Origin of the sequence: Halomonas sp. MES3-P3E, from assembly GCF_002836035.1 — a bacterium.
Classification (GTDB): Bacteria; Pseudomonadota; Gammaproteobacteria; order Pseudomonadales; family Halomonadaceae; genus Vreelandella; species Vreelandella arctica.
Genome location: NZ_PJBT01000022.1, coordinates 1 through 20,968 on the forward strand (window position 1 = coordinate 1; position 20,968 = coordinate 20,968).

At 53.8% G+C, this 20,968-nt stretch carries 25 protein-coding genes; 11 read left to right on the forward strand and 14 right to left on the reverse strand.

The genetic code is table 11. The features are described from left to right. The 3 genes from CXF87_RS08260 to CXF87_RS08270 form a co-directional block, all read right to left on the reverse strand. A partial coding sequence (locus tag CXF87_RS08260; protein WP_101146290.1) for an ATP-dependent nuclease occupies positions 1–1,283 on the reverse strand: 1,283 nt, incomplete at its 3' end. Between the two features lie 125 nt (positions 1,284–1,408). Beyond that, entirely contained in the window at positions 1,409–1,645 is a 237-nt protein-coding gene (locus tag CXF87_RS08265; RefSeq protein WP_101146291.1) for a hypothetical protein, read from the reverse strand. Between the two features lie 198 nt (positions 1,646–1,843). Further along, complete coding sequence (locus CXF87_RS08270; RefSeq protein WP_101146292.1) at positions 1,844–2,167, reverse strand: DUF427 domain-containing protein; 324 nt, start codon at positions 2,165–2,167, stop codon at positions 1,844–1,846. A 165-nt stretch (positions 2,168–2,332) separates the two neighbouring features. On the opposite strand from CXF87_RS08270, the gene CXF87_RS21565 reads away from it, so the two are divergent. After that, a complete protein-coding gene (locus CXF87_RS21565) occupies positions 2,333–2,521 on the forward strand; it encodes a hypothetical protein (protein ID WP_157826478.1) in 189 nt (62 codons plus the stop codon). An 81-nt stretch (positions 2,522–2,602) separates the two neighbouring features. On the opposite strand, the gene CXF87_RS08275 is transcribed toward CXF87_RS21565, so the two are convergent. After that, positions 2,603–3,079: a helix-turn-helix domain-containing protein gene (locus CXF87_RS08275; protein ID WP_101146293.1), complete on the reverse strand. Its 477-nt coding sequence runs from the start codon at positions 3,077–3,079 to the stop codon at positions 2,603–2,605. A gap of 187 nt (positions 3,080–3,266) precedes the next feature. Between CXF87_RS08275 and CXF87_RS08280 the strand changes: the two genes are divergently transcribed. Beyond that, positions 3,267–3,749, forward strand: a complete 483-nt coding sequence (locus CXF87_RS08280; RefSeq protein ID WP_101146294.1) for a DUF2938 domain-containing protein — start codon at positions 3,267–3,269, stop codon at positions 3,747–3,749. 15 nt (positions 3,750–3,764) lie between these two features. Here CXF87_RS08280 and CXF87_RS08285 read toward each other — a convergent pair whose 3' ends face one another. Together CXF87_RS08285 and CXF87_RS08290 are read right to left on the reverse strand one after the other, a co-directional pair. Further along, positions 3,765–4,367, reverse strand: coding sequence for a glutathione S-transferase N-terminal domain-containing protein (locus tag CXF87_RS08285; protein ID WP_101146295.1), 603 nt, complete (start codon positions 4,365–4,367; stop codon positions 3,765–3,767). Next, on the reverse strand, positions 4,367–5,614 hold the full coding sequence (locus CXF87_RS08290; RefSeq protein WP_101146296.1) for a YbfB/YjiJ family MFS transporter: 1,248 nt from the start codon (positions 5,612–5,614) through the stop codon (positions 4,367–4,369). The genes CXF87_RS08285 and CXF87_RS08290 overlap by 1 nt, the downstream gene beginning before the upstream one ends. Positions 5,615–5,761: 147 nt before the next feature. Between CXF87_RS08290 and CXF87_RS08295 the strand changes: the two genes are divergently transcribed. Then, positions 5,762–6,655, forward strand: a complete 894-nt coding sequence (locus tag CXF87_RS08295; RefSeq protein ID WP_101146297.1) for a LysR family transcriptional regulator — start codon at positions 5,762–5,764, stop codon at positions 6,653–6,655. Between the two features lie 45 nt (positions 6,656–6,700). On the opposite strand, the gene CXF87_RS08300 is transcribed toward CXF87_RS08295, so the two are convergent. From CXF87_RS08300 to CXF87_RS08320, 5 genes are all read right to left on the reverse strand, one after another. After that, positions 6,701–6,889, reverse strand: coding sequence for a hypothetical protein (locus CXF87_RS08300; RefSeq protein WP_008959973.1), 189 nt, complete (start codon positions 6,887–6,889; stop codon positions 6,701–6,703). A 243-nt stretch (positions 6,890–7,132) separates the two neighbouring features. After that, positions 7,133–7,831, reverse strand: a complete 699-nt coding sequence (locus CXF87_RS08305; RefSeq protein WP_101146298.1) for a haloacid dehalogenase type II — start codon at positions 7,829–7,831, stop codon at positions 7,133–7,135. After that, complete coding sequence (locus CXF87_RS08310; RefSeq protein ID WP_101146299.1) at positions 7,812–9,047, reverse strand: MFS transporter; 1,236 nt, start codon at positions 9,045–9,047, stop codon at positions 7,812–7,814. The genes CXF87_RS08305 and CXF87_RS08310 overlap by 20 nt, the downstream gene beginning before the upstream one ends. 181 nt (positions 9,048–9,228) lie before the next feature. Next, entirely contained in the window at positions 9,229–10,167 is a 939-nt protein-coding gene (locus CXF87_RS08315) for a LysR family transcriptional regulator (protein ID WP_101146300.1), read from the reverse strand. A gap of 243 nt (positions 10,168–10,410) precedes the next feature. After that, positions 10,411–10,746, reverse strand: coding sequence for a zinc ribbon domain-containing protein YjdM (locus CXF87_RS08320; protein ID WP_044628437.1), 336 nt, complete (start codon positions 10,744–10,746; stop codon positions 10,411–10,413). A gap of 99 nt (positions 10,747–10,845) precedes the next feature. Between CXF87_RS08320 and CXF87_RS08325 the strand changes: the two genes are divergently transcribed. Next, positions 10,846–11,235, forward strand: a complete 390-nt coding sequence (locus tag CXF87_RS08325; RefSeq protein WP_101146301.1) for an ester cyclase — start codon at positions 10,846–10,848, stop codon at positions 11,233–11,235. Here CXF87_RS08325 and CXF87_RS08330 read toward each other — a convergent pair. Both CXF87_RS08330 and CXF87_RS22225 read right to left on the reverse strand, forming a co-directional pair. Further along, positions 11,232–11,663: a GNAT family N-acetyltransferase gene (locus tag CXF87_RS08330; RefSeq protein WP_101146302.1), complete on the reverse strand. Its 432-nt coding sequence runs from the start codon at positions 11,661–11,663 to the stop codon at positions 11,232–11,234. The two genes, CXF87_RS08325 and CXF87_RS08330, sit on opposite strands and share 4 nt — an antisense overlap. A gap of 101 nt (positions 11,664–11,764) precedes the next feature. After that, entirely contained in the window at positions 11,765–12,829 is a 1,065-nt protein-coding gene (locus CXF87_RS22225; protein ID WP_101146303.1) for a DUF3541 domain-containing protein, read from the reverse strand. Positions 12,830–12,968: 139 nt separating this feature from the next. On the opposite strand from CXF87_RS22225, the gene CXF87_RS08340 reads away from it, so the two are divergent. Both CXF87_RS08340 and CXF87_RS08345 read left to right on the forward strand, forming a co-directional pair. After that, positions 12,969–13,799: an AraC family transcriptional regulator gene (locus CXF87_RS08340; protein ID WP_008958752.1), complete on the forward strand. Its 831-nt coding sequence runs from the start codon at positions 12,969–12,971 to the stop codon at positions 13,797–13,799. A 25-nt stretch (positions 13,800–13,824) separates the two neighbouring features. Next, positions 13,825–14,439, forward strand: a complete 615-nt coding sequence (locus tag CXF87_RS08345) for a LysE family translocator (RefSeq protein ID WP_101146304.1) — start codon at positions 13,825–13,827, stop codon at positions 14,437–14,439. Positions 14,440–14,500: 61 nt separating this feature from the next. On the opposite strand, the gene CXF87_RS08350 is transcribed toward CXF87_RS08345, so the two are convergent. Beyond that, positions 14,501–16,177 carry a methyl-accepting chemotaxis protein gene (locus CXF87_RS08350; RefSeq protein ID WP_101146305.1) on the reverse strand — a complete coding sequence of 559 codons (1,677 nt, stop codon included), beginning with the start codon at positions 16,175–16,177 and terminating at the stop codon, positions 14,501–14,503. Positions 16,178–16,480: 303 nt separating this feature from the next. Between CXF87_RS08350 and phnC the strand changes: the two genes are divergently transcribed. Genes phnC through CXF87_RS08375 form a run of 5 tightly spaced genes read left to right on the forward strand, consistent with a single transcriptional unit; the run spans position 16,481 to position 20,906 of the window. Beyond that, a complete protein-coding gene (gene phnC / locus CXF87_RS08355; RefSeq protein WP_008958755.1) occupies positions 16,481–17,326 on the forward strand; it encodes a phosphonate ABC transporter ATP-binding protein in 846 nt (281 codons plus the stop codon). Further along, complete coding sequence (phnD, locus tag CXF87_RS08360; RefSeq protein ID WP_101146306.1) at positions 17,323–18,192, forward strand: phosphate/phosphite/phosphonate ABC transporter substrate-binding protein; 870 nt, start codon at positions 17,323–17,325, stop codon at positions 18,190–18,192. Before phnC ends, phnD begins: the two co-directional genes overlap by 4 nt. Before the next feature lie 9 nt (positions 18,193–18,201). Next, positions 18,202–19,032: a phosphonate ABC transporter, permease protein PhnE gene (gene phnE / locus CXF87_RS08365; protein ID WP_101146307.1), complete on the forward strand. Its 831-nt coding sequence runs from the start codon at positions 18,202–18,204 to the stop codon at positions 19,030–19,032. A gap of 9 nt (positions 19,033–19,041) precedes the next feature. Continuing rightward, a complete protein-coding gene (locus tag CXF87_RS08370) occupies positions 19,042–20,052 on the forward strand; it encodes a phosphonate dehydrogenase (RefSeq protein ID WP_101146308.1) in 1,011 nt (336 codons plus the stop codon). After that, on the forward strand, positions 20,046–20,906 hold the full coding sequence (locus tag CXF87_RS08375; protein ID WP_101146309.1) for a LysR family transcriptional regulator: 861 nt from the start codon (positions 20,046–20,048) through the stop codon (positions 20,904–20,906). Before CXF87_RS08370 ends, CXF87_RS08375 begins: the two co-directional genes overlap by 7 nt. Positions 20,907–20,968: the final 62 nt, after the last annotated feature.

Genomic DNA, 20,968 nt, shown 5'->3' on the forward strand with positions numbered 1-20,968 from the left:
CCATCAGTAATCCAGACTTTAGTGTTTTCTCTGTTGCATCCGTCTATTATTCTCTGTTTTGTTTCATTTAATTTATCATTGCGTTTTTCTCTGTCGCTATCCATTACGATAATAGAATTAGTGTTGATTTTTAATATTGAAATCATGTCACTACTATTATCATCTAAGTCGAAGTGGCTTAATGCTCTACCACCATAAAACAGGAAGCTATAGTCAACGCCTTCGATTAAATTGTTATTTTGACCTGATAACCAATGTTTAATGTAGATTCTGTCAGAAGGTCCCTCAACCCAAATTACACAGTTTGCTTGAAATATATCGGATGCTTTGTAACCTAAGTCTTCAAGAAGCTTTTTCTCATCGCCAAAGGTTTCAACTGATCTTCCCTGAGTATGATATATGCTAATATTATCGCTAAAGTTTGCATTTATCATAGCTGACGAATGAGTACTAAAGAAAACTTGAAGGTCTTTCTCTATTGATATTTCTTCAATTCTTGTGAGTAATAGCCTTTGCAGTCGAGGATGTAAATTTATCTCTGGCTCCTCAAGTAAACAAATATCCCCATTATTGCAACTCATTAAATATGATGTGATTTCAGCATATGATCGCCATCCAGATGGGAACCAAGAAAGAGGCAAGGCGTTAGGCATCGCTTTATCCTCTTCTAACCAAGTCTCAATTAAGTTGTCATTAGTAATTATCAGATTACTTGAATTTACTGGGACGTGTTCTTTGGTAGTTCCATCATCATTTTGGGTTCTGTTATAGGTGCCATTTAGTTTCTCTCCTATCTTGTTTAGCTCATCAATATAATTTTCGTTTGGCTCAGTGATAAAATTACTGCTATATGTTTTGTAATGTATTTGATTATGAAGCTTAAACTTTATGCCTCTTAGGATTTTGTTGTTCTCGTCAGTGTTAAACTTACTAATGTCGCCGTAAAAAATAGTGGAATCTGAATCCATAATTCTACAGCCCAAGTATTTAGTTAGACAGTTGTTTTCATTCATCGAACCTGATGAGCTTACAAACTTGAACTCGCCGTCATCAAATGTCACTTTATAGAATGGAGAAGAGCTTGATAAGGGGTTTTCTTTAGGTAGGCTTGGGATAATAGATAAATCAGAAAGGCTGCGTATAATATCAATTATTGTTGATTTCCCTGAACCATTCTCACCTATGAAAATATTGATTTTATTAGGTTCTATTTTTCCATATTTATTATTATGATTAACATTCAATCTTCTGATTGAGTTATATAATATCTCTGTGATTCTCATCGACTACTCAATTGTATACTTTTAAACATAACGCCGCCAACACGCGAAGCTTTGTAGTGAAGGCGCAGCCGGAACGAAAAAGCTGTCGCCGTGATTGGCTTGGTTATGTGCGGTGCTACGCAACATTAACCCCCTTTCCTTGCTCTAGAAATAGCGTCCTCAACTGCCGACAAAGCTTGAGGGCTATTTTTCCAGCAGGTGTTTCTCAGCATAAAAGCCACCATTTCGGCAATATCTTTTGCATTGTGAACCGATAACTTACTGAAGGAATCGATACCAATTTCCTCAAAGCGCTTAACGACCGTCGGCCCAACGCCTTTCACTTCTAACAAAGCGTTTTTTTCGGATTCAGAGAAGGCCACTGTTTATCTCCTTTTAAGCACATAACAGCGTATTAGACGGCGCGTTCTATGATTGAATGAACGTGCCAACACTTTTTCCCAACAAATGCAGCCTGCCAGACTCTCCCAAGTTTATGATTTATTGGGCTATTAATTTCCATTAGGCTGTATAGCCAAAATTCGCGCGCCTGCGGAATTTCCGCTCAGGGTCTAGAAACCTCATTCGTTCCCTGCCCCACCAAACGCCACCCTACCCGCTATCGCATCCATCCCTTCAATCGGCTGCTCGTAGATCCAGGCAATATCTTTATTGTCACCCAGCGAGAAATACACCGTATGCCCTTTAAAGGGGCAGTGGGTGGTCGTTTCTGAAGGGGTCAGCAAATCCATCCGCACGTCTTCACGTGGGAAGTAGTGGCGTGGCGGGTAGCCGGTTTCGCGTAGCTCGAGGGCTTGTGTGGAGTCGGCAAGCAGTTTGCCATCCACATGCACTTGCACGCGCTGGCTAACGGGGTGAAGCGTAATGCGAGGTGCCTGTGGCATTAGGTTGTTCCCTGCGGCTTTTTAGCTCTAGTAAAATTAGCTTAGCAGCAAAGTTCGTTGAATCCCATGCTAGCCTCATCAAACTTTAGGATACGGGCATGACGTGGGTCATGATGATGACATTACTACCGCCCTACCAATGCCTTTGGCTGAAGTAATAAGTGCTTGGGCATTAAGAAAGGGCGTTTGGAAGGGCTTCAGGAAGGCGAGCAGCTTGCTTTGGAAAGCAAGCGAAATGTAGCTCGTAAGCTGATTGCTCGCACCGAAATGGTTGATCCGATGATCGCGGACATCGAAGAGCTGCCCGTCGAAGAGGGGAGAAGTTACGGGCCGATATCCAGCATTAATGCCTAAACAAGCTGGCGTGACCGCCGCCAGCAAGAGTTCAAAACGCTCGCGAGACTATTTTTCAGACCAACCCTAATCCCGCTTTCTTCAGTCTTTACCTAACGATGATGCCTTGCGACTACCCCCTCCACCCTTCCGCCTCGTGCGGGCCTTTTTCTGCTCACGCCCTCGCATCGCCTGGCGTGTTTGTGCAATTCGCATCAGACGTTGAAAGGTGGGGCATTCCAGATGACTTGGCGCCGTGCAAGTCACAACATGACGCAAACCATCACGTAGTGCTGTCAGTTCTTTTATGCGGCGATCCAGGAGATCCGCCTTGTCACTCACCATTTCACGGTCGATTTCCGGCTGTCGTTCAGAACCCAGCATTTCGCGTATCTCGGCCAGCGAAAACCCCGCGACCTGCCCCAGCGCAATCAGCGACAAGCGCGTTAATACGTCCGTTTCGAAAACCCGGCGCAACCCATTGCGCCCAACGGATCTGATCAGCCCCACTTCCTCGTAATAGCGCAGTTTCGAGGCGGGAATGCCGCTTTTACGGGAGAGTTCGGCAATATCGAGCATGGCACTTGACTTCAAGTTGACTTGAAGTAATAAGCTACTTTTCCTCACCCTAGCTTTCAAGGAGATTGAGGAAGATGCCTCTTTTCAATAATCAGGCTCGTTTCACCCACAGGGTCGGCCCTGCATTTACGCTATTGGCAGTCGTTCAGGCCACATTGATTATCACCATCACCTTGGTTGCACCGAAATGAACGGACTGCTGATCGATGCTCTATTGCTCGGCGTTGGGGCGACCGCTTTCATGGATATCGTAGCGCTGTTGCAAAAACGCCTGTTGGGAATCCCCTCACTGAATTACGCGATGGTCGGGCGCTGGCTGGGGCACTTGCCGAGCGGCAGGTTCATCCATCGGCCTATCGGCAATAGCGCACAGATCCAAGCAGAAGCGCCTCTAGGGTGGTTTGCTCATTATCTGATTGGGATCGCTTTCGCGATGACGTTCCTGGTACTTGTTGGGCCAGGCTGGCTCGCCCGCCCTACGCTCATGCCTGCGCTAGGTTTCGGTGTGATGACGGTGCTTGCGCCTTTTCTTGTCCTGCAACCTTGCTTGGGCGCAGGCATCACCGCCCGCAAGACACCTCAGCCAAACGTCGCTAGGCTTCGCAGCCTTTTGGCACATTCCAGCTTCGGTTTTGGTCTTTGGATTGCGGGCTTGGGATGGTTGCTTTGATGTGGCCAGCCTCTACTAACAGAATGCCGTCTGCTGGAAGCTCTTTGTTGCCACCATGCCAGCGTGCCAAACCTGAAGTTGTGGATACCCTTCTTTCCAGTTCACCTCTGGCAGCCTGAACGCCAGGTAGTCCAGGGCGACGGCAATGGCAATGTTGCCCAGGTGAATCGGTGAGGCCTGCTGTTCTTCGCCTAGCTCACTGCCTAGTTGTTTCAGTAGTCGCTGAATGGCTCGCGAACGACGCTGGCCAAGGATGCTATCGTCAATCTCGTTGCCATAATGCTTTCTGGCCACCACGGTCATTAATGCGGCATCCATCAGGTTTTGGCCCAGCCCCGCCCGGTGAAGCACATCATCCAGGCCCGCCGCTGGCAGCATGGGTGGGTTGGGGCTAACGCTATCCAGGTAAACGGCAATGAGCATGGATTCGCTAAGCGTGGCGCCCTCCTCCGTTACCAGCGCGGGAATGCGCCCGGCGGGGTTGGCATTTAACAGATTGGCATCGTCTGCCCAGGGGTCGCACCACTTCAGTGTCACGGCGTCCGCCAAGCCTTTTTCCATTAATACGATGCGCACCAGGCGCGCATAGGGCGAGGTTGCGTTTAAGTAGAGTTCCATTATTGCTTCCCTTGGTGTTTAGAGTGCTGTGTAGCGTGCTTTGTAAGTTGTTGGGCAGAAAGATGCGTGTGGCGCTGCTGTACACCACGGCTAAGCAGCACCAGCAATAAGCCCGCGACGAGGATAAGGCCGCTGATGGCAAACAGTGGCGTGTAGCTACCCCAGGTGCCATAAAGCGCCGACATGGCATAGCCCGCCACTGCCTGAGCGGCTGCAAAAGCGGCGGTGGCTTGCCCCCAGAGTTTCTTGTGGGCGGTTGGCCCTACCAACTCAGCAAGGCGGCCAGAGGTGAGTGCGACAATGCCAGGGATCATCGCCCCCACCATGAAGGAGGAAACCGATTGGCTGAGCAGCGCGAGCGAGAACACCGGCAGCAAGACAGCGGCGGCCTTCGCCGCAAAGGCGATCATTAAGCCACCCTGCCAGCCCAATCGCTGCGCCAGTGCACCAACCATAAACGGTCCACACAGGGCGCCCAACCCGAAGATACCCCACTGCAATGAAGCCGCTTGATTACCCAGGGCGTTTTCCCTGGCGAGATAGTCCACCCAGAACACGGTGTGAGGCACAAAGCCAATCGCATCCAGGGCGTAAGCACCCACCACCAACATCACGATTATCTTTACACCCGCACCCCCTTTGGGGCTATTCCCCCTTGGGCTAGCCGTGCTTGGTGAGGTTAAATGTGCCACGCCCCAGTCGCACAAAAGGCCAGCGGCAATACACAGCAGCCCAAGCGTGCCCCAGGTGACTGTCAGGCTTAACCCAAGAAGCAACGGTATGATGAAGGCCGAAAGCAGTGCGCCAAAGCCAATGCCGGTAAACACCATGGCACCGACACGCGTTCGCCTTTCAGGTGGCGTGGCCGCTAGCGCCAGCGAGGGGCCAACGACCATTAAAGTGGCCCCGGCAATCCCCGAGACCAACCGCCAGAAGAAGAACCAGAGGAAACCGCCCGCCCCGGCGCAGAGCACAAAGCTAAGCGCGATACCCGCGAAGCTTGCGGCCATCACCATGCGAGGAGAAAAGCGCTCACTCAGCGAGTGGGCGGCGAGTGCGCCGATAAAATACCCCAGCAGATTAGCGGCCCCCAGGTAGGCGCCTTGGCTCGCGGTGAACCAACCCTCTTGAATAATCGCAGGCAATAGCGGCGTATAGGCGAAGCGTGCGATGCCAATCGCCGCCAGGGTCGCCATTATGCCTGTCATCAGGGCGGGCAGATCGTGGGTAGTGAGTGTTCGCTTCATCACGCCAATTCCTTTTTGTGCCACCCCTTGGTGGGGTCGGCAGCACGTTGGTACATCGCCAGACTACGCGCGAGGAATTATTTCTAGAAACGATAAGTTTTGATCGCTACTATCTTGTTTATAGATAACCTGACAGGGAGACGGCGCGTGCAACTTAAATCGCTGCGACTGCTCGTGGCCGTGGCCGACACCGGCAGTTTTGGGGCGGCGGCCAAACGGCTGCACACGGTGCAATCCAATGTGACCACCCACATTAAAAAACTCGAGGAGGAGCTAGGCGTACAGCTGATTCATCGAGCGGGGCGGGTTCGCCCTACGAGTGCCGGGTTGGCGCTGGTGGAGTTCGCCGAGCGCATGCTGTCGGCCCACGACGAAGCGGTGTCGCTGTTTAAAGGCCAGGAGAAGGCGTGTGGGCGGCTACGCATCGGCGCCATGGAGACCACGACGGCGTTGCGCCTTCCGCCGATACTGGCGGCGTACCACGCAGCGCAGCCTGACGTTGATATCCAGATCAAGACCGGGCCCACGGCTGAGCTGGTTGAGTTGTTGCTTAACGGGCAGGTGGACTGTGTCTTCGTGGCCGGTCGGCTTGAACATGGCCGCTACCACTCGCTCAAAGCGTTTCGCGAGCAGCTTGTCTTAGTCGGCTCAACGCCGATGACGAAGATGCCCTCTTCACAAGCGCTGCTGACGTCTGCGTTCCTGGCATTTCGCCAGGGGTGCAGCTACCGCCAGCGTATCGAGCTGCTGCTGGCCTCCTACGGCGTCAATGCGGGCAGGATCTTCGAGTTCGGCTCCCTGGACGCGATGCTTGGCTGCGTTGCTGCCGGAATGGGTTACACGGTGCTGCCCCGTAGCACGGTTGAAGCCCACCAGCACCGGTTCGGAATTCACACGCTGGCACTGCCCACGTCCATCGCCAATGTCGATACCTATTTTGTCGCCCCCGAACCAGAAACCTGGACACCCGCCCTGGCAAGCTTCGCTGAAACCTTGCGTGACGCGGTGGTGGTGAATGAACCTCAGTTTACTGCGTCGTAAATAGGATAGTGGCACTACGCTATAACGTTGCTGTCCAAAACACATTCATTCAGGCAAGCCGTATTTCTTGCGAATATCCGCCACACTCGTAATGTTACCCGCTTGGCTATCTGCCATGCCCTTTTCGATGGTCTCCCGAACGTAGATCTCATGCATAAGGTCTTCCCAAGTGGCATTCACAGGAAGTTGCTCAATTAGCTTGTGCGCGTCGTCTTTGCTCATCGTAGCTGACATGGTGACTACCTTTTTTAGGTACGTAGAAAATACTTTTAGAGGATACCTTAGGTTACCGAGAGTGTTGCGGTTTATGCCATTTTCTGCAAATACATCGCGTGTGTCCTTTTAAATACTTTTGATTGGCTCCGCTATCTGCTTGCGCGTGTGCTTGGCAATAAACTCACTGCTCAAATACTTAATACCTATAGCTGCCACTCTTTTAACAACGGCTAACCAGCCCTAACAGCATGTATTGTTGGCTCACTCTATTAGTAGATGCTCGCTCAGCGCGACGAGGTCTTCAGCCACAAAATCCCACGCTTCTTCTGCTTCTAAATCTTTGCTCTGGTGGGGCCCATACTCTGTACGCCGGGGGATAAACGCCGTTTTCATTCCCAATGCTCGGGCAGCCCCCAGGTCGTAATTGTGGGCCGCGCATAACATTACCTCTTCAGGCGGCAGGCGCAGCAGGCCGCAAGCCCCTAAATAGACCTCTGGGTCAGGTTTATAGTGTTGGAATAACTCGGCGCAAAACACCATATCCCAGGGCAGTTTGGCGTGACGGGCAACGTCCACCATTAGCGACAAATTGCCGTTGGTCAGCGTGCCGATAATATAGTGCTCTTTTAAGCGCTGTAGGCCGTTCTGAACATCCGGCCAGGGCTCTAATTGGTGCCAAAAGTGATTGACGCGATCAATGGTCGCCTCGTCTAGCATAATGCCATGGTGATTGAGTAGTTTGACGAGGCTTTCTCGGTGCAGGTCATCCAACCCCATCCAAGGCACGTCACCTTGCCGTACTCGGTTCATCGAAGGCGCATAGTGCTGACGCCATTGATCCGTTATCACTTCACTGGGTAGTTCAATCCCCAGCTCTTTCTGCAGCTCATTGAACTGATGAATCAAACTGGAGCGCCAATCAACAATAGTGCCAAATACGTCAAACACGATCGCTTTCATTATTTTCTCCTTGCCGCTGGATAGTCATTAATAGCCCCAATAACGTCATGGCGATCAGCAAACTCCAGCCAAGCATAAAACTGCCACTGATATCTAACAGCCACCCAAGGAGTGGTGGTATCGATACAATCGCCAGTTGGTTAATCGCCATGGCCAGGCCTAGTACAAAGCCGGTTTTATCAGCAGGTGCAGACTCAGCCACATACGCTACCCAAGGGCCGTACCAACCAAAACCAAAAAAGCCCAGCCAGGCCATCAAGCAACCCAGCATGAGCGTTGAGTGTAGCGGCAGCCAAACCAATACCAGCAGCCCTACGATTACCGCCACCATGCACACCATGACCGGGAAATAGCGCGAGCGACAGCGATCACTCCAGGCCGCCAGCAAAATACGCCCTGCAACCCCGGCCCCTTGGGCTACGAATAGCAACGTCGACGCCTGAAGTACCTCCATCTGCAAACGGCTATGCAGATAGAGCACGGTAAAAATCAAAATGCCGTACTGAACCGAGATCAAACTAATACCGGACGCCATGATCTGTTTCATGGCCGGTTCACGAATCATCGCCAATCGCGATAAGACGACTTTTTTTACGCCACCTTCAGAGGCTCTTGCAACCGGCAACACGCTACCAGGGGCACGGTAAAAAAGCATAAAGACCAACGCCCCGAAGATCGCAATCAGCCCGCCCACTAGAAAAGAGGCGCGCCAACCCCAGGTGATCGCGACGGTTGGCAGTATAATCGCCGCCAGCGCCCCACCCAGCGGTAAGCCCGCCTGACGAATCCCCATGGCAAAGCCTCGCTGAGATTTATCAAACCAAGCGGCTACCGATTTGCTACCGCCGGGTTGGCCGGTACTGTAGCCTGCCCCTACGATGACCAAAAACAACAACATGGCCCAGTAACTCTCAGCCAGCACGGCAGCGCTAAGCGAAATGCCCACAACAAGGGTGCCTACTCCCACCACCAAACGTTCACTGAACCTATCCAGCAGCTCCCCGGCAACCAACAGCCCGACCAAAGGCACCAACTGAGCCGCCGAAACCAGTACCCCAATCTGAAATGCAGAGAGTGCCATATCTGCCTGTATATAAACGCTGATGGCCCCGATACCTTGAACGAAAAAGCATGCCGCTGCTTGAGAAAGGGTGGCTATTAACAAAATGACCCAGCGGTAGTTTTGAGTAGAAGCCATCGGTAGCAGCATCGTCATAGGGGTTCTCAGCGCATTGAGCCTTTACTTAGCATTACCCATTTCTTAGCGTTAAACCATGACGATATCGCAACGCCTGTTGCCAAATCAGCAAGCACCACGACTTTTCTGGTTAGGTTGCGATACCGGATAAAAGAGACGAAAAAGTTGCCAACGTTGCAACGCAAGATCGGTATACCGTTCAAACCACGTCAGAGAAGGTTCTCACATTCTTCATTTCCAGCAACCCATCCCATAGCCGCTGAGCTTCTGCTGCTAGGGGCGCTGTTCGTCTCAGCAGGATAATTTTTAATGGCACATCGAAAGCGTTACCTCCTGCTCGAACAAGCCGCTTAGCCCCGAGGTCTTCTCGCACTAGCGAATAGGGAAGCCACGCAACACCCAGTTTTGATAACGTCATATGACGCAAACTATCCGCAAGACCAGCATCATGGTGTTGCTGTAAATTCAACCCTTGATTCACAAGCATCGCACTCAGCGACCAGCCCAAATGGCACTCTTGGGAATAATTCAAAAATGAGAGCGGGGAGCCACCTGCAGCATGTAAATTAAACAGTGGCTGACCTGCGGCATTTGGCGCGCTAACAGGGATGAGAGACTCGGTATCCAACTCAATTGAAGTGTAACTATCACTCTCTACTCCCAAGCGCCTTGCAATAAGGTGTTCACCATCGAATAGCGCCGCTACATAGTCGGCCTCTCCCTGATCGAGAGCGGCCAGGCACTCCGGCAATGTATTGGCATCAATGCTAAATTTTGCCTGTGTGAACTGCTCTTGTAAGCGGGGCATCCAGAGGGGAAAAAATATCGCAGCCATAATGTGTGGTGAGCAAAATCGTATCCGCCTTTTCTGATCGTTAATATCATCAGCAACGGAGTGGCGAAATCGATCAAAAGCACTAAGCGCTTGTGAAGCTACCATTTGCAGGCTTTGCCCTGCTTCCGTCAGCACTAGCTCCCCTTTACGCCGCTCAAACAGCGCGCTGCCTGCCCACTCTTCAAGACCTTGAATACGACGACTCAATCCTGACACTGAAACATGCCGGTGCTCAGCCGTGCGGCTAAAACTCTTGGTTTCACAAAGGGCCAGGAAATCTCTCAGGATTATCAAATCAGTCATTGAAGGCCTTCCGGCAGATAAGCTTTAGTCTTACTTTAGCTAAATCAATCGAAAGGAAATAGCGCTTTTGAATACTTTCCAACCCCGCTGTCAAAGGCCTTAGAGCTGATTTTGTCGCCCCAGCACCAGATACCCGAACACACGCTTCGCTTAAACGCTGAGTGAAGTGGTGATGGTGGGTGAGCCTCAGCTTACTGCGTCGTGAGGTGGAGAGAAGAATTCAGGGAGTTATGACAGCCTTATTCAGGCTTTTTTCACAAAGTGGGCGGTCACCATCATGTCGCCGACGCCGTCGACCTTGCAGTCCAGCTGGTGATCTTTGCTGTCCATTAATCGCTTGATCACGGCTTTGGTGCCCACCTTGAGTACCAGTGAGCTGCCTTTGACCTTGAGGTCTTTGATCATCGTTACCTTGTCGCCTTCCGCTAACAGCGTGCCGTGGGCATCTTTTACCGTGACGGTGTCTTCCGCCTGAACCTCAGCAGGGTTCCATTCGTGGGCGCACTCGGGGCAGATGAACAGGCTTTGATCCTGATAGACGAATTCGGATTGGCAATGGGGGCAAGGTGGGCACGACATGAATGATGACTTCTGTGGTTTGGTTTAGGCTGCTTATGATACTGAGCCTGTATACCCTTGGCGAATGCCTTCACGCCTGCCCAGGAAAGGAGAACCAGGATGAACAAACGTGACCTGGAAGCAACCTACCGTGATTACATCACCTGCCTCAATAATCAGGATTGGACGAGCCTTGGCCAATTCGTGCATAACGATGCCCACCACAACGGTAAGCACCTAGGCGTTGATGGCTATCGCGCCATGCTGGAAGCCGATTACGAGCAGATACCTGATCTTCACTTCAATATTGAGCTTTTGGCCGTTGATTCACCCCATGTCGCGTGCAGGCTGCGATTCGATGTAACCCCGAAAGGTAGCTTTCTCGGCCTTGCGGTGGGTGGCAAAAAAGTGACGTTTTGCGAGAACGCGTTCTACCTCTTTAGCGATAACAAAATTAGGGAGGTCTGGTCGGTCATTGATAAAGCCGCGATTGAGGCTCAGCTTGGTTAAACGTTGTGGTTATCTCCATTAACAAACGAATAGAGCAGAATATCGGATCGGTACGCCCAGCCTTGGCTTGCCCAAAACGTCTGGGCGGCTTCGTTCTCGGGAAGAATCATCAGGTGTGATTTTTGGATACCTTCGTTCTTCAATGCTTCCAGGCAAAGGCTAACCAGCCGTGTGGCGATGCCTAACCGGCGATGGGCGTTTGATACCGACAAGTGCTGCAAATACCCGCGCTTGCCATCGTGGCCCGCCATAATCGTGCCCACCAGCTCCCCTTCTACTTCGGCCACAAAACTCAGTCCGGGATTGCGCAGCAGGTATTTCTCGATACCTTCCCGTGAATCGGCGTCGCGAATCCTCACGCCTTCACTCTCGCTCCATAGGGCAATGGCGGCGTCATAGTCGTTGATGGTCATGGTGCGGTAGTGCATTAATGGGGTCTCGCTGGGTAATCGTTAGTTAACGCGCTGGTGGCCTTGATCGCTCACTTCGCACAGAGCTCATTCGTTATTCTCCCACAGCTGATTAGCAATTATGTACAGCATTCGGCTGAGCGCCCGCCAAGCGCGTCAGAGAGGTCGGGGCCGGGATGCAGGCGGCCCGGCCAGCGCAACACCATGATCGCCAGAACGTTGCGGTGTTCACCACCCGCCAGCCCCTTTTCCCCCGAGGACGAGGGGATGATGCCGCTGGCCGGGTCCACTGCCGCCATCAGCGCCTTGCGCACCCGTCCCACCAGCGGGTGGTCCTCGCGGCCAGCCAGCAGGAAGGCCAATGCCACCTCGGCTTGGATGTCGGCCGTGGCCCGGGCCAGGATGTTGGCCGTCTCCCGCTCCAGCGCTTCCAGCACCCAAGCGTGCACCTCCGGGTCCACCTTCCGCTGGTAGTAGCGGCTGTCAGCGATGACGAAGTGGGTCAGGCCATAGAGCCAGTTACGGTACTCGGCGTCGTCGAGCCCGGCGACTCGATCAGGCGGGTAGTGGCGTCGGAAGGCCGACTCCACCTCCCGGCGCAGGTCCATCACGCCGAGCTGGTGCAGGAAGTACGCTTGGTTGGCCACCTGAGCGGCATAGATCCCGATCACTGCGCGGTCGGTCAGAAAGGCCGCCCAGTCAACTTCTGCCTGGTAGCCCAGCGCCCGCTCGTGGTTCTCAATGGTCGGCAGCAGGCCGTGGTACTCGGCCTGGACCAGCCTGAACAGCAGCCCCCGGGCGAAGGCGATCTCCCCCCACTCACCCAGCATGGCGCGCCGGGCACGCTGCTTGGCCGTGCGCTGCGAATAGTCGGCAACGATCGCCCGGCTGCGGGCAGCCGCGTACCCGGGCTCGGCCAGGCCGACGATGTCCTCCTCGAGTCGCACAATTAGACGCTCGCCGTAGGCATGATTGAGGTCCCGCCAGCGCTGCTCGCCAGTCAGACGGTAGAGCCGCTGGGCAAAGTGGCGCTGCTTGTCCTCGGACAGCGTCGGCAGCGCCTGCTCATAGATTTCCTGGATGGCCAGACCGGCGTCGCGCTGGACGTCACGCTCCGCATGCGGCTCTATGGCAGCGCAGCCGGCCAACACCAGCACAATCACCAGTGAAAAGAGCTTTCTCATGACGGCCCCTTGGTGGTGTTCACTATCGATAGGCCATCATTGCACAGTTAATGAGCAATTATGTACAAGCATCCGTGGCACTGACTGCCTAATCTAGGGCTGTGTTTCGAGGTGTTGGGTTTCATCAGAAGAGGTAGGCATGAGCAACGCCAGCCGGTTTGAGTTCTTCAAAAGTCATCATGTGCCGACACTGACGGTGCTGAAGGCGGCCATTGCGGATTTTAGCTACGCTCCCCACGCCCATGAGGAATATGCCTTTGGCGTGACGCTGGCCGGGCGTCAGGACTTTTTCAGCGGCGGCCAGTTTCACCGTAGCCCACCGGGCAACGTGATTCTATTCAACCCGGAAGAAGTCCACGACGGGCATTCGGGTGGCGAGCGAGCGCTGGATTATTTGATGGTGTACGCCCATCCGGAACAGGTGAAGCCGCTGTTTGCCGATGCCCTGGGGCACACGCGTGGCGCTGATTTCCGCTCCCATCAAACGCTGATTCAGGATGCGCCACTGCGCCAGGCCATTGTCGAACTGGCACGTTTGGTGACCTCCCAGGTCGGCAGCTGCATCGATCAGGAGAACGCGCTTTATCGGGTAGTAGAGCGGACGGCGCAGCTGGGCGGCCATGTGCAACCCAGCCAGGTGACGCACCGGCCGGATGCCCTGCTGGGCTTGGCGCGGGAGTATATCCACGCGCATCTGGAAGCGGATATGTCGCTGGACGACATCAGCCAGGCCGCACACCTGTCCAAGTACCATTTCTTGCGTCTGTTCCGTCAGCATTTCGGCATGACGCCGCACCAATACGTGATGAATGGCCGGGTCAATGCGGCCCGCGCCGCGCTCGACCAGGGCACTTCGTTGACCGAGGTAGCACTCCGCTTTGGCTTTGCCGACCTGAGCCATTTCAATCGCCGCTTCAAGCGTATTTATGGTATGACGCCCCACCAATATCAGCGCGATATCGCCCGCTAGTCCCACCACGCATAGAGGTTTTACCATGTTAGCAATCATCGCCTATGCCCTGGGCGTCATGTATACCCCTGGGCCTGTGAATCTGCTCGGCCTGAACGTGGGCATCAATGGCCAGGCCAGACAGTCGGTGGGATTTTGCCTTGGCGTGGGCACGGCGATGCTGGCGTATTTATTGGTGTTAGGCTGGGCGGGCGCTGCCTGGATCAATGATGACGCACTGGTGGTCGTAAGCGCCCTGGGGTGTAGTTATATCATTTATCTGGCCTGCAAAATTGCCCGCTCCAACGCCGATTTCAGCACGCCCACTAACGCCCCTCGGCTGGTTAGTTATCGCGATGGGTTAGTCATGCAGTTACTGAACCCCAAAGCCATTGTCGCCACCCTGCCGATTACTACACTGCAATTTCCTGCCGCTGGCATTCATGGGTTTAGCCTAGTGATGTGGGCGTTCGGGCTTGCCATGCTAGCCGCGGGCGCACCTGGCAGTTACGTAGTGATGGGCAGTTTGGTCGGCCAGCGGATTAAAAACCCAGCCGTTGTGAGGCGCTTTAATGGGCTAATGGCCGGGCTATTGGTCGCCGTGGCGTTTTCGATCGGGTTTGAGCATGTATGGCTGCCGCTTACCTCTCCTGCTAGTTAGAACGTTAGCTGATTGCTCATAAAAAAAGCGCCCTGAGGGCGCTTTTCATAACGGCTAGCGGTTAGAAGGAGGTCCATTTCTCGGTGTCTTGCTTGCCACCAATCACATGAGTCGGCAAGCTTTTAGTGGCTCGAGGCTGGCTCTCACGCGGATTTGGCGTAGCAGGTAGCGCGCGTTGGTTTTGGCCGGTGGTCGCTCCTCTAAAGAACGACACCTCGTTCAACAACGACTCTGCTTGGCTTTGCAGTGAACGCCCTGCCGCGCTGGACTCTTCCACCAAACTCGCGTTCTGCTGGGTGACACTGTCCATTTGCGAGACAGCGGTATTGACCTGATCAATGCCTTGGGCCTGCTCTCGGCTGGCGGTGGCAATCTCACCCATCAACACCGAAACACGCTTAACGCCATGAACGATACCTTCAAGCGACTTGCCTGCTTGGTTGACCAGGTTCGAGCCGGTATCGACTTGGCCGATACTGTCCTCGACGAGTTTCTTGATGTCTTTCGCGGCATCAGCACTGCGCCCTGCCAGGTTACGTACTTCGTTGGCCACCACCGCAAAGCCACGCCCTTGCTCGCCCGCGCGGGCGGCTTCCACTGAAGCGTTCAGCGCCAGCAGATTCGTCTGGAAGGCGATTTCATCGATCAAGCCGACGATACCGGCAATCTTGCGGCTTGAGGCATTGATACCTTCCATCGCTTTGACGGCTTGACCTGCGATCTCGCCCCCGGCGTTGGCTTGCTGGCTGACTTCGTGCACGAGCTTGTCTGCTTCGGAAGCGTTGTCTGCATTCTGACGCACGGTCGAGGTGATTTCGTCCATCGAGGCCGCGGTCTCTTCGATATTTGAGGCCTGCTCCTGAGTACGGCGGCTGAGATCGTCGGTGCCTAGCACGATTTCATCGGCGGCGACATTCACGGACTCGGCGTTATTACGAACGGACATGACCACCTGCGAGAACTTGGTTTCCATGCTCTTTAACGCCCTGAGCATCACGCCAAACTCGTCCTTGGCTGAAGCGTCGACGTTGTTATCGAGCCTGCCTTCAGCCATGGCATTGGCGAGTGCTTGCGCCTTGCCCAGCGGCGTCATGATGCCGCGAATCAACCACATTGAGAGCAGGATGCCGAAGATGATTGCCGCCACCATAACGCCGATAACGAAGTTGCGCGTCCAAACATAGTCGCTTGCTGACTGCTGGTTATTGGCGGCGGCTTGCGTGCTGTTACGGTCGATGAGGCCCTGAATCGCTGTGAGCACTTTAGGGTATTCAGCACGTAGCGTGGTGGTGGCAATCTCTCTTGCGGCATCATAATCATTGCCGATCATTGCCGCGTTAATCTCGTCGATACCAGCGCGCAAACTGGCGAGAGACACAATGAACTCTTCGGCTATCGCACGCTCCTGATCATCAGAAACACGCTCAGGGAAGTAATCACTCCAGGCGGCGTCGATAATAGCGTCGTTCTCCGCGACCTCTTGTTGCGTCGTGATGGCAGATGCTGGATTCCGATCACGCTGTTCGGCCGTCACTTTTACCCGGTTGCCGAGCAGTGCTTGGTTGACCTTAATAAGACTACCCAAGGTGAGCACGTTCCCCTCATAAGTCCTATTGAGGGCATCGTTGGTTTTGCTGAGACTGGAAAGACCGATAATACCGACGACGATTAACATCAGGATGCACGCGCCTAAACTTACGGCTAGCCGCAGTTTAACGCTTCGATTTAGAAGTAGCATGGGAAGGTCTCGTGAAAGCCCGCAGCGCGCTGCATTGGGTAGGTGGAAGCAATCTCAGTAACCGCATGCGCTCAGGTAAAAGCGCATATTACGAGTAACGTTGATGCATTATCGGCACGCGCAAATAAAAGTTTAATTTTTTTAAATTTATAAATCGCCAATTTCTTATGTCATTACATGCTACCCACCCCTTTGATGGTCATTAACTTATCATCTGCATGACACAGCTTTGTCACCTAGGAGCGCTAACGTTGCATTGTAAGTCACAATAAAGTGAGCTTATACATTGCAGAAGGTGATCCAATGGAGCCTGTTCAATCCTCTGACTTAATGCTCCGCATCGAGAAAATGGGGGTGACATATCCTGGGAATGTTCTCGCACTTCGACCCACCACCGTTGATTTCCACAAAGGCGAGTTTACGGTTCTACTCGGTCTTTCCGGTGCAGGTAAATCTACGTTACTGCGCTCCCTCAACCACTTGGTGCGGCCCAGCACCGGCAAAGTGATCTCGGCCGAACTAGGTGCGCTCGAAACCATTACTACGGTACGCCGCCATCGGTGCAAAACCGCCATGGTTTTCCAGCACCATCAGCTCATTGAACGCCACACTGCGCTCCAGAATGTGCTGACGGGTCGGCTTGCTTACCACAGCACCTGGCGCAGTTTGTTTCCGCTACCCAGGCAGGAACAGGAGCTTGCCCTGCACTGCCTGGATCGCGTAGGCCTGGCTGAGAAGGCGCTTACCAGGGTCGATCAGCTTTCCGGAGGGCAGCAGCAGCGCGTGGGTATTGCTCGTGCCTTGGCGCAGCAGCCCGCCATGATCTTGGCGGACGAGCCAGTGGCCAGCCTTGACCCAGCCACGTCTGAGCGAGTGCTAACGTTACTGCGAGACATATGCCGTGAAGATGGTATTACCGCCATTATTTCACTGCACCAGCTGGAATACGCCCAGCGGTTCGCTGACCGCATTATCGGTTTAGCGAATGCCCAGATCGTTTTCGATGCGGCCCCCTCCCAGCTAAAGCAATGCCACCTTAATGAGATCTACCACGGTGCGAAAGGGACTGCGTCCGAAGCCGCTGACACCCCTGAACCCAACCTTTCATCTACACATCCTTCCCCGATAAAACTGGAGATTGCCCAATGAAACCGCTATTCAGCTTTTTCTTCGCCATCTGTCTTATGATTGGAATTGTGATGCCAGCCATGGCGGCGGACGCTGATCCAAATCCGGATCTGTTAAAAGTCGCGCTACTCCCCGATGAAAATGCCTCCGAACTGATCAAACGCAACCAGCCATTGAAAGACTATCTTGAAAGCACGCTTGGCAAAGAAATTGAGCTAATCGTCACTACAGATTATTCCTCCATGATCGAAGCTATGCGCTTTGGTCGCATCGACCTCGCCTACTTCGGGCCCCTCTCCTATGTGATGGCAAAAAGCAAAAGCGAGATCGAGCCCTTTGCGGCCATGATTGTGGATGGCAAGCCCACCTACCGCTCCATCATCATTGCCAATGTCGATTCCGGCATTGAGTCCTATGCCGATATCGAGGGCATGAAGATGGCTTATGGCGACCGAGCCTCCACTTCAAGCCACCTGATTCCCAAAACCGTGTTGCTTGAATCGGCTGGTTTGGAAGCAGGAGAGGACTATGAAGCCCATTTCGTTGGCTCCCATGATGCCGTGGCGGTGAACGTTGCCAATGGTAATGCAGATGCTGGGGGACTATCGGAAGTAATCTTTGAACATGTGATGGACCGCGGCCTGATAGATCGCAGCAAGGTTAGGGTGTTGGGTCACAGTGGGGAGTATCCGCAGTACCCCTGGGCGATGCGTTCCAACTTGAACCCGGAACTCAAGCAGGAGATACAAGACGCTTTCATTAGCATTGATGATGAAGAAATCCTGAGCAACCTAAAAGCCGAAGGTTTCGCCGTTATCACTGACGCCGATTACGATGTGATCCGGGAAATGGGTAGTCTGCTCGACCTTGACTTCGCCAAGATGTAAGGGGGCATTATGAATCAGACCAAAACGGATCCGCCGGCCCTTTCATCATTCTCTCCTGACGCGGTGCTGGCCGAACACGCGCGCGGCTGGCGGAGTAAGCTCTTCCAAGTGGGCTCGTTACTGGCAGTGGTTCTCCTGGCGAGTTGGTACGTGGACTTGCTGGATTTTCGCACCCTAGCCAACGGGGTTCCTGCCATCGCCACCCTGCTGGGTGAATCGCTACCGCCCGATTTCACCAATGCCAGGGATTGGATGTCTCCGCTGGTCGATACGCTCGCTATGAGCATTGCTGGCACGTCGATAGCGGTCATCGTTTCCGTGCCCCTGGCGTTCCTGGCCGCTCGCAATACCTCGCCCCATCCCGTGGTCTTCCACGTGACCCGCACGTTACTAAACGCTCTGCGCTCGGTGCCCGAGTTGATTATGGGCATTATCTTCGTTGCGGCAGTGGGTTTTGGCGCCTTGCCGGGCGTGCTAGCGCTCGGTCTTCATTCCATCGGCATGGTGGGTAAATTCTTTGCCGAAGCGATTGAGCATGTCGACCCAGCCCCAGTGGAAGCCGCCAATGCCGCTGGCGCGACTCGCTTACAGGTTCACTGGCACGCGGTGCTGCCGCAGGTTCTTCCGCAGTTTGCCGATGTCTCCATCTATCGCTGGGAATACAATTTTCGCGCCTCGACGGTCATGGGCATGGTGGGGGCCGGCGGGATCGGCTTCGAGCTAATGGGCTCTTTACGCGTCATGCAGTATCAGGAAGTCAGCGCCATCCTGATTGTCATACTCGTTATGGTGACGATGGTGGATAGCCTTAGCGGCCATCTTCGTAAGAAATTTAAGTAAGGAAATCAAATGAAACCAAGGGTTTTCATTACCCACCGGGTACACAACAGTGTGCTGGAAAGGCTGGAACAGAGCTGTGAATTAATCACCAACCAGTCAGACACTACCTTGCCCGCCGCCGAGGTAAAGGCCCGCGCGGCAACCGCAGACGGCATGATGGTGTTTATGCCGGACCAGGTCAGCGAGGAATTTCTAGCTGGCTGCCCCAAGCTGAAAGTCATTGGCGCTGCCCTGAAGGGATACGATAATTTCGATGTGGAGGCCTGTACGCGTCATGGTGTTTGGCTGACCTTCGTACCGGATTTGCTGACAGTGCCAACGGCTGAACTCACCATAGGGCTAACCATCAGCCTAATCCGACATGTTCGGGCGGCCGACGAGTATGTTCGTTCTGGCCAGTTCAGGGGGTGGCAGCCAACGTTCTATGGGCTTGGGATTGCAGACGCCATCGTGGGCATCATCGGCATGGGGCCCATCGGCAAGGCTGTGGCAACGCGGCTCAAAGGCTGGGGGGCAACCTTGCTGTATTCTCAGCCAGACGCCTTGCCCGCTGCGGAGGAGGAAACCCTCGGCGTGGCGCGCAAGTCGCTTGAAGAGCTGCTCGGGCAAGCCGACATTGTCATTTTGGCCCTGCCGCTCAATAAACAAACCCTGCATACCATGAACTCTGCGCGCTTGGCCCTGATGAAACCAGGCGCCTTTTTGATCAACCCATGCCGGGGGTCTGTAGTGCAGGAAGCTGCCGTTTTGGAAGCACTGGAATCCGGGCAGTTAGGCGGCTACGCAGCGGATGTTTTTGAAATGGAAGATTGGGCTCGAGAGGATCGCCCGCAAGAGATTTGCCCCACCTTGCGAGCACATCCCAACACGCTATTCACGGCACACATTGGCTCTGCCGTCCAGGATGTGCGGCTGATGATTGAACAGCGTGCTGCCGACAACATTCTTCAAGCGTTACAAGGAGAACGCCCTCAGGATGCGGCTAATTCGCCCTCTATCACTGAGACAACTCCATGCTGAACTTGGTCTGGCTGAAAAGTTTTACCACACTGGTTCAGCACCGACGTTTTCAGGCCGCCGCCCAAGCTCTCGGTATCGCACAACCCACGCTTTCACAGCACATTCAAAAGCTCGAAGAACAGCTAGGTGCCCTGTTGATACGCCGCAGTAAAACTGGATGCGAGCCCACCAAAGCAGCCCTGGCGCTTATGCCTCTAGCGCTTAGTATGTTGCAACTGGACGAGCGTGCTCGAGAAGTCGTTAGCGGTACGCGTTTACGCGTAGGGGCAAGTTCCAACATCGGTATTTACATGCTCCAGCCCTACGTGAGCACGTTCAAGAACATTCCGGCGGTACCTGAGCTGGATCTTGTGATTGATAACAATCCTAACATTGCTAGACAACTGACTAGCGGCGAGCTGGATATAGCGGTGATGGAGTGGTGGCACCCGAAACCTGGCTTCCAGGCAATGGATTGGCGACAGGAACCCGTGGTTTTAATTACCCGACCAGACCACCCCTATGCGGGCTGGCATGAAATAGACCGGGAAACCCTTGCCGGAATGAGCTTGCTTGGTGGTGAACCCGGAACAGGTACTGGCCGGTTGCTGGCGAATTTCTTTGGCGAAAGAGGGCCGTTCCCGAAGGTTTCAATGCAACTGGGCAGTACCGAAGCGGTTAAACAGGCTGTCAAAGCTGGCCTGGGCGTATCACTGGTGCTGGCGGCTTGCGTCGAAGCGGAGATTCAAGCGGGCTCCTTGTGTGCCATCCCGGTCAGTGATGCCGCATTGGCAAAAAAACTGATGGTCATTTGCCCTGAGACTCTAGCAAGGCAGCCGCCAGTATCCACTTTCGTCAGCCATATATGTCAGTGAAAATCGAGTGACATCTATAGAGCCAGGGAAGGCGTGTGGGTGGCTAAGAATAGGTACCATTG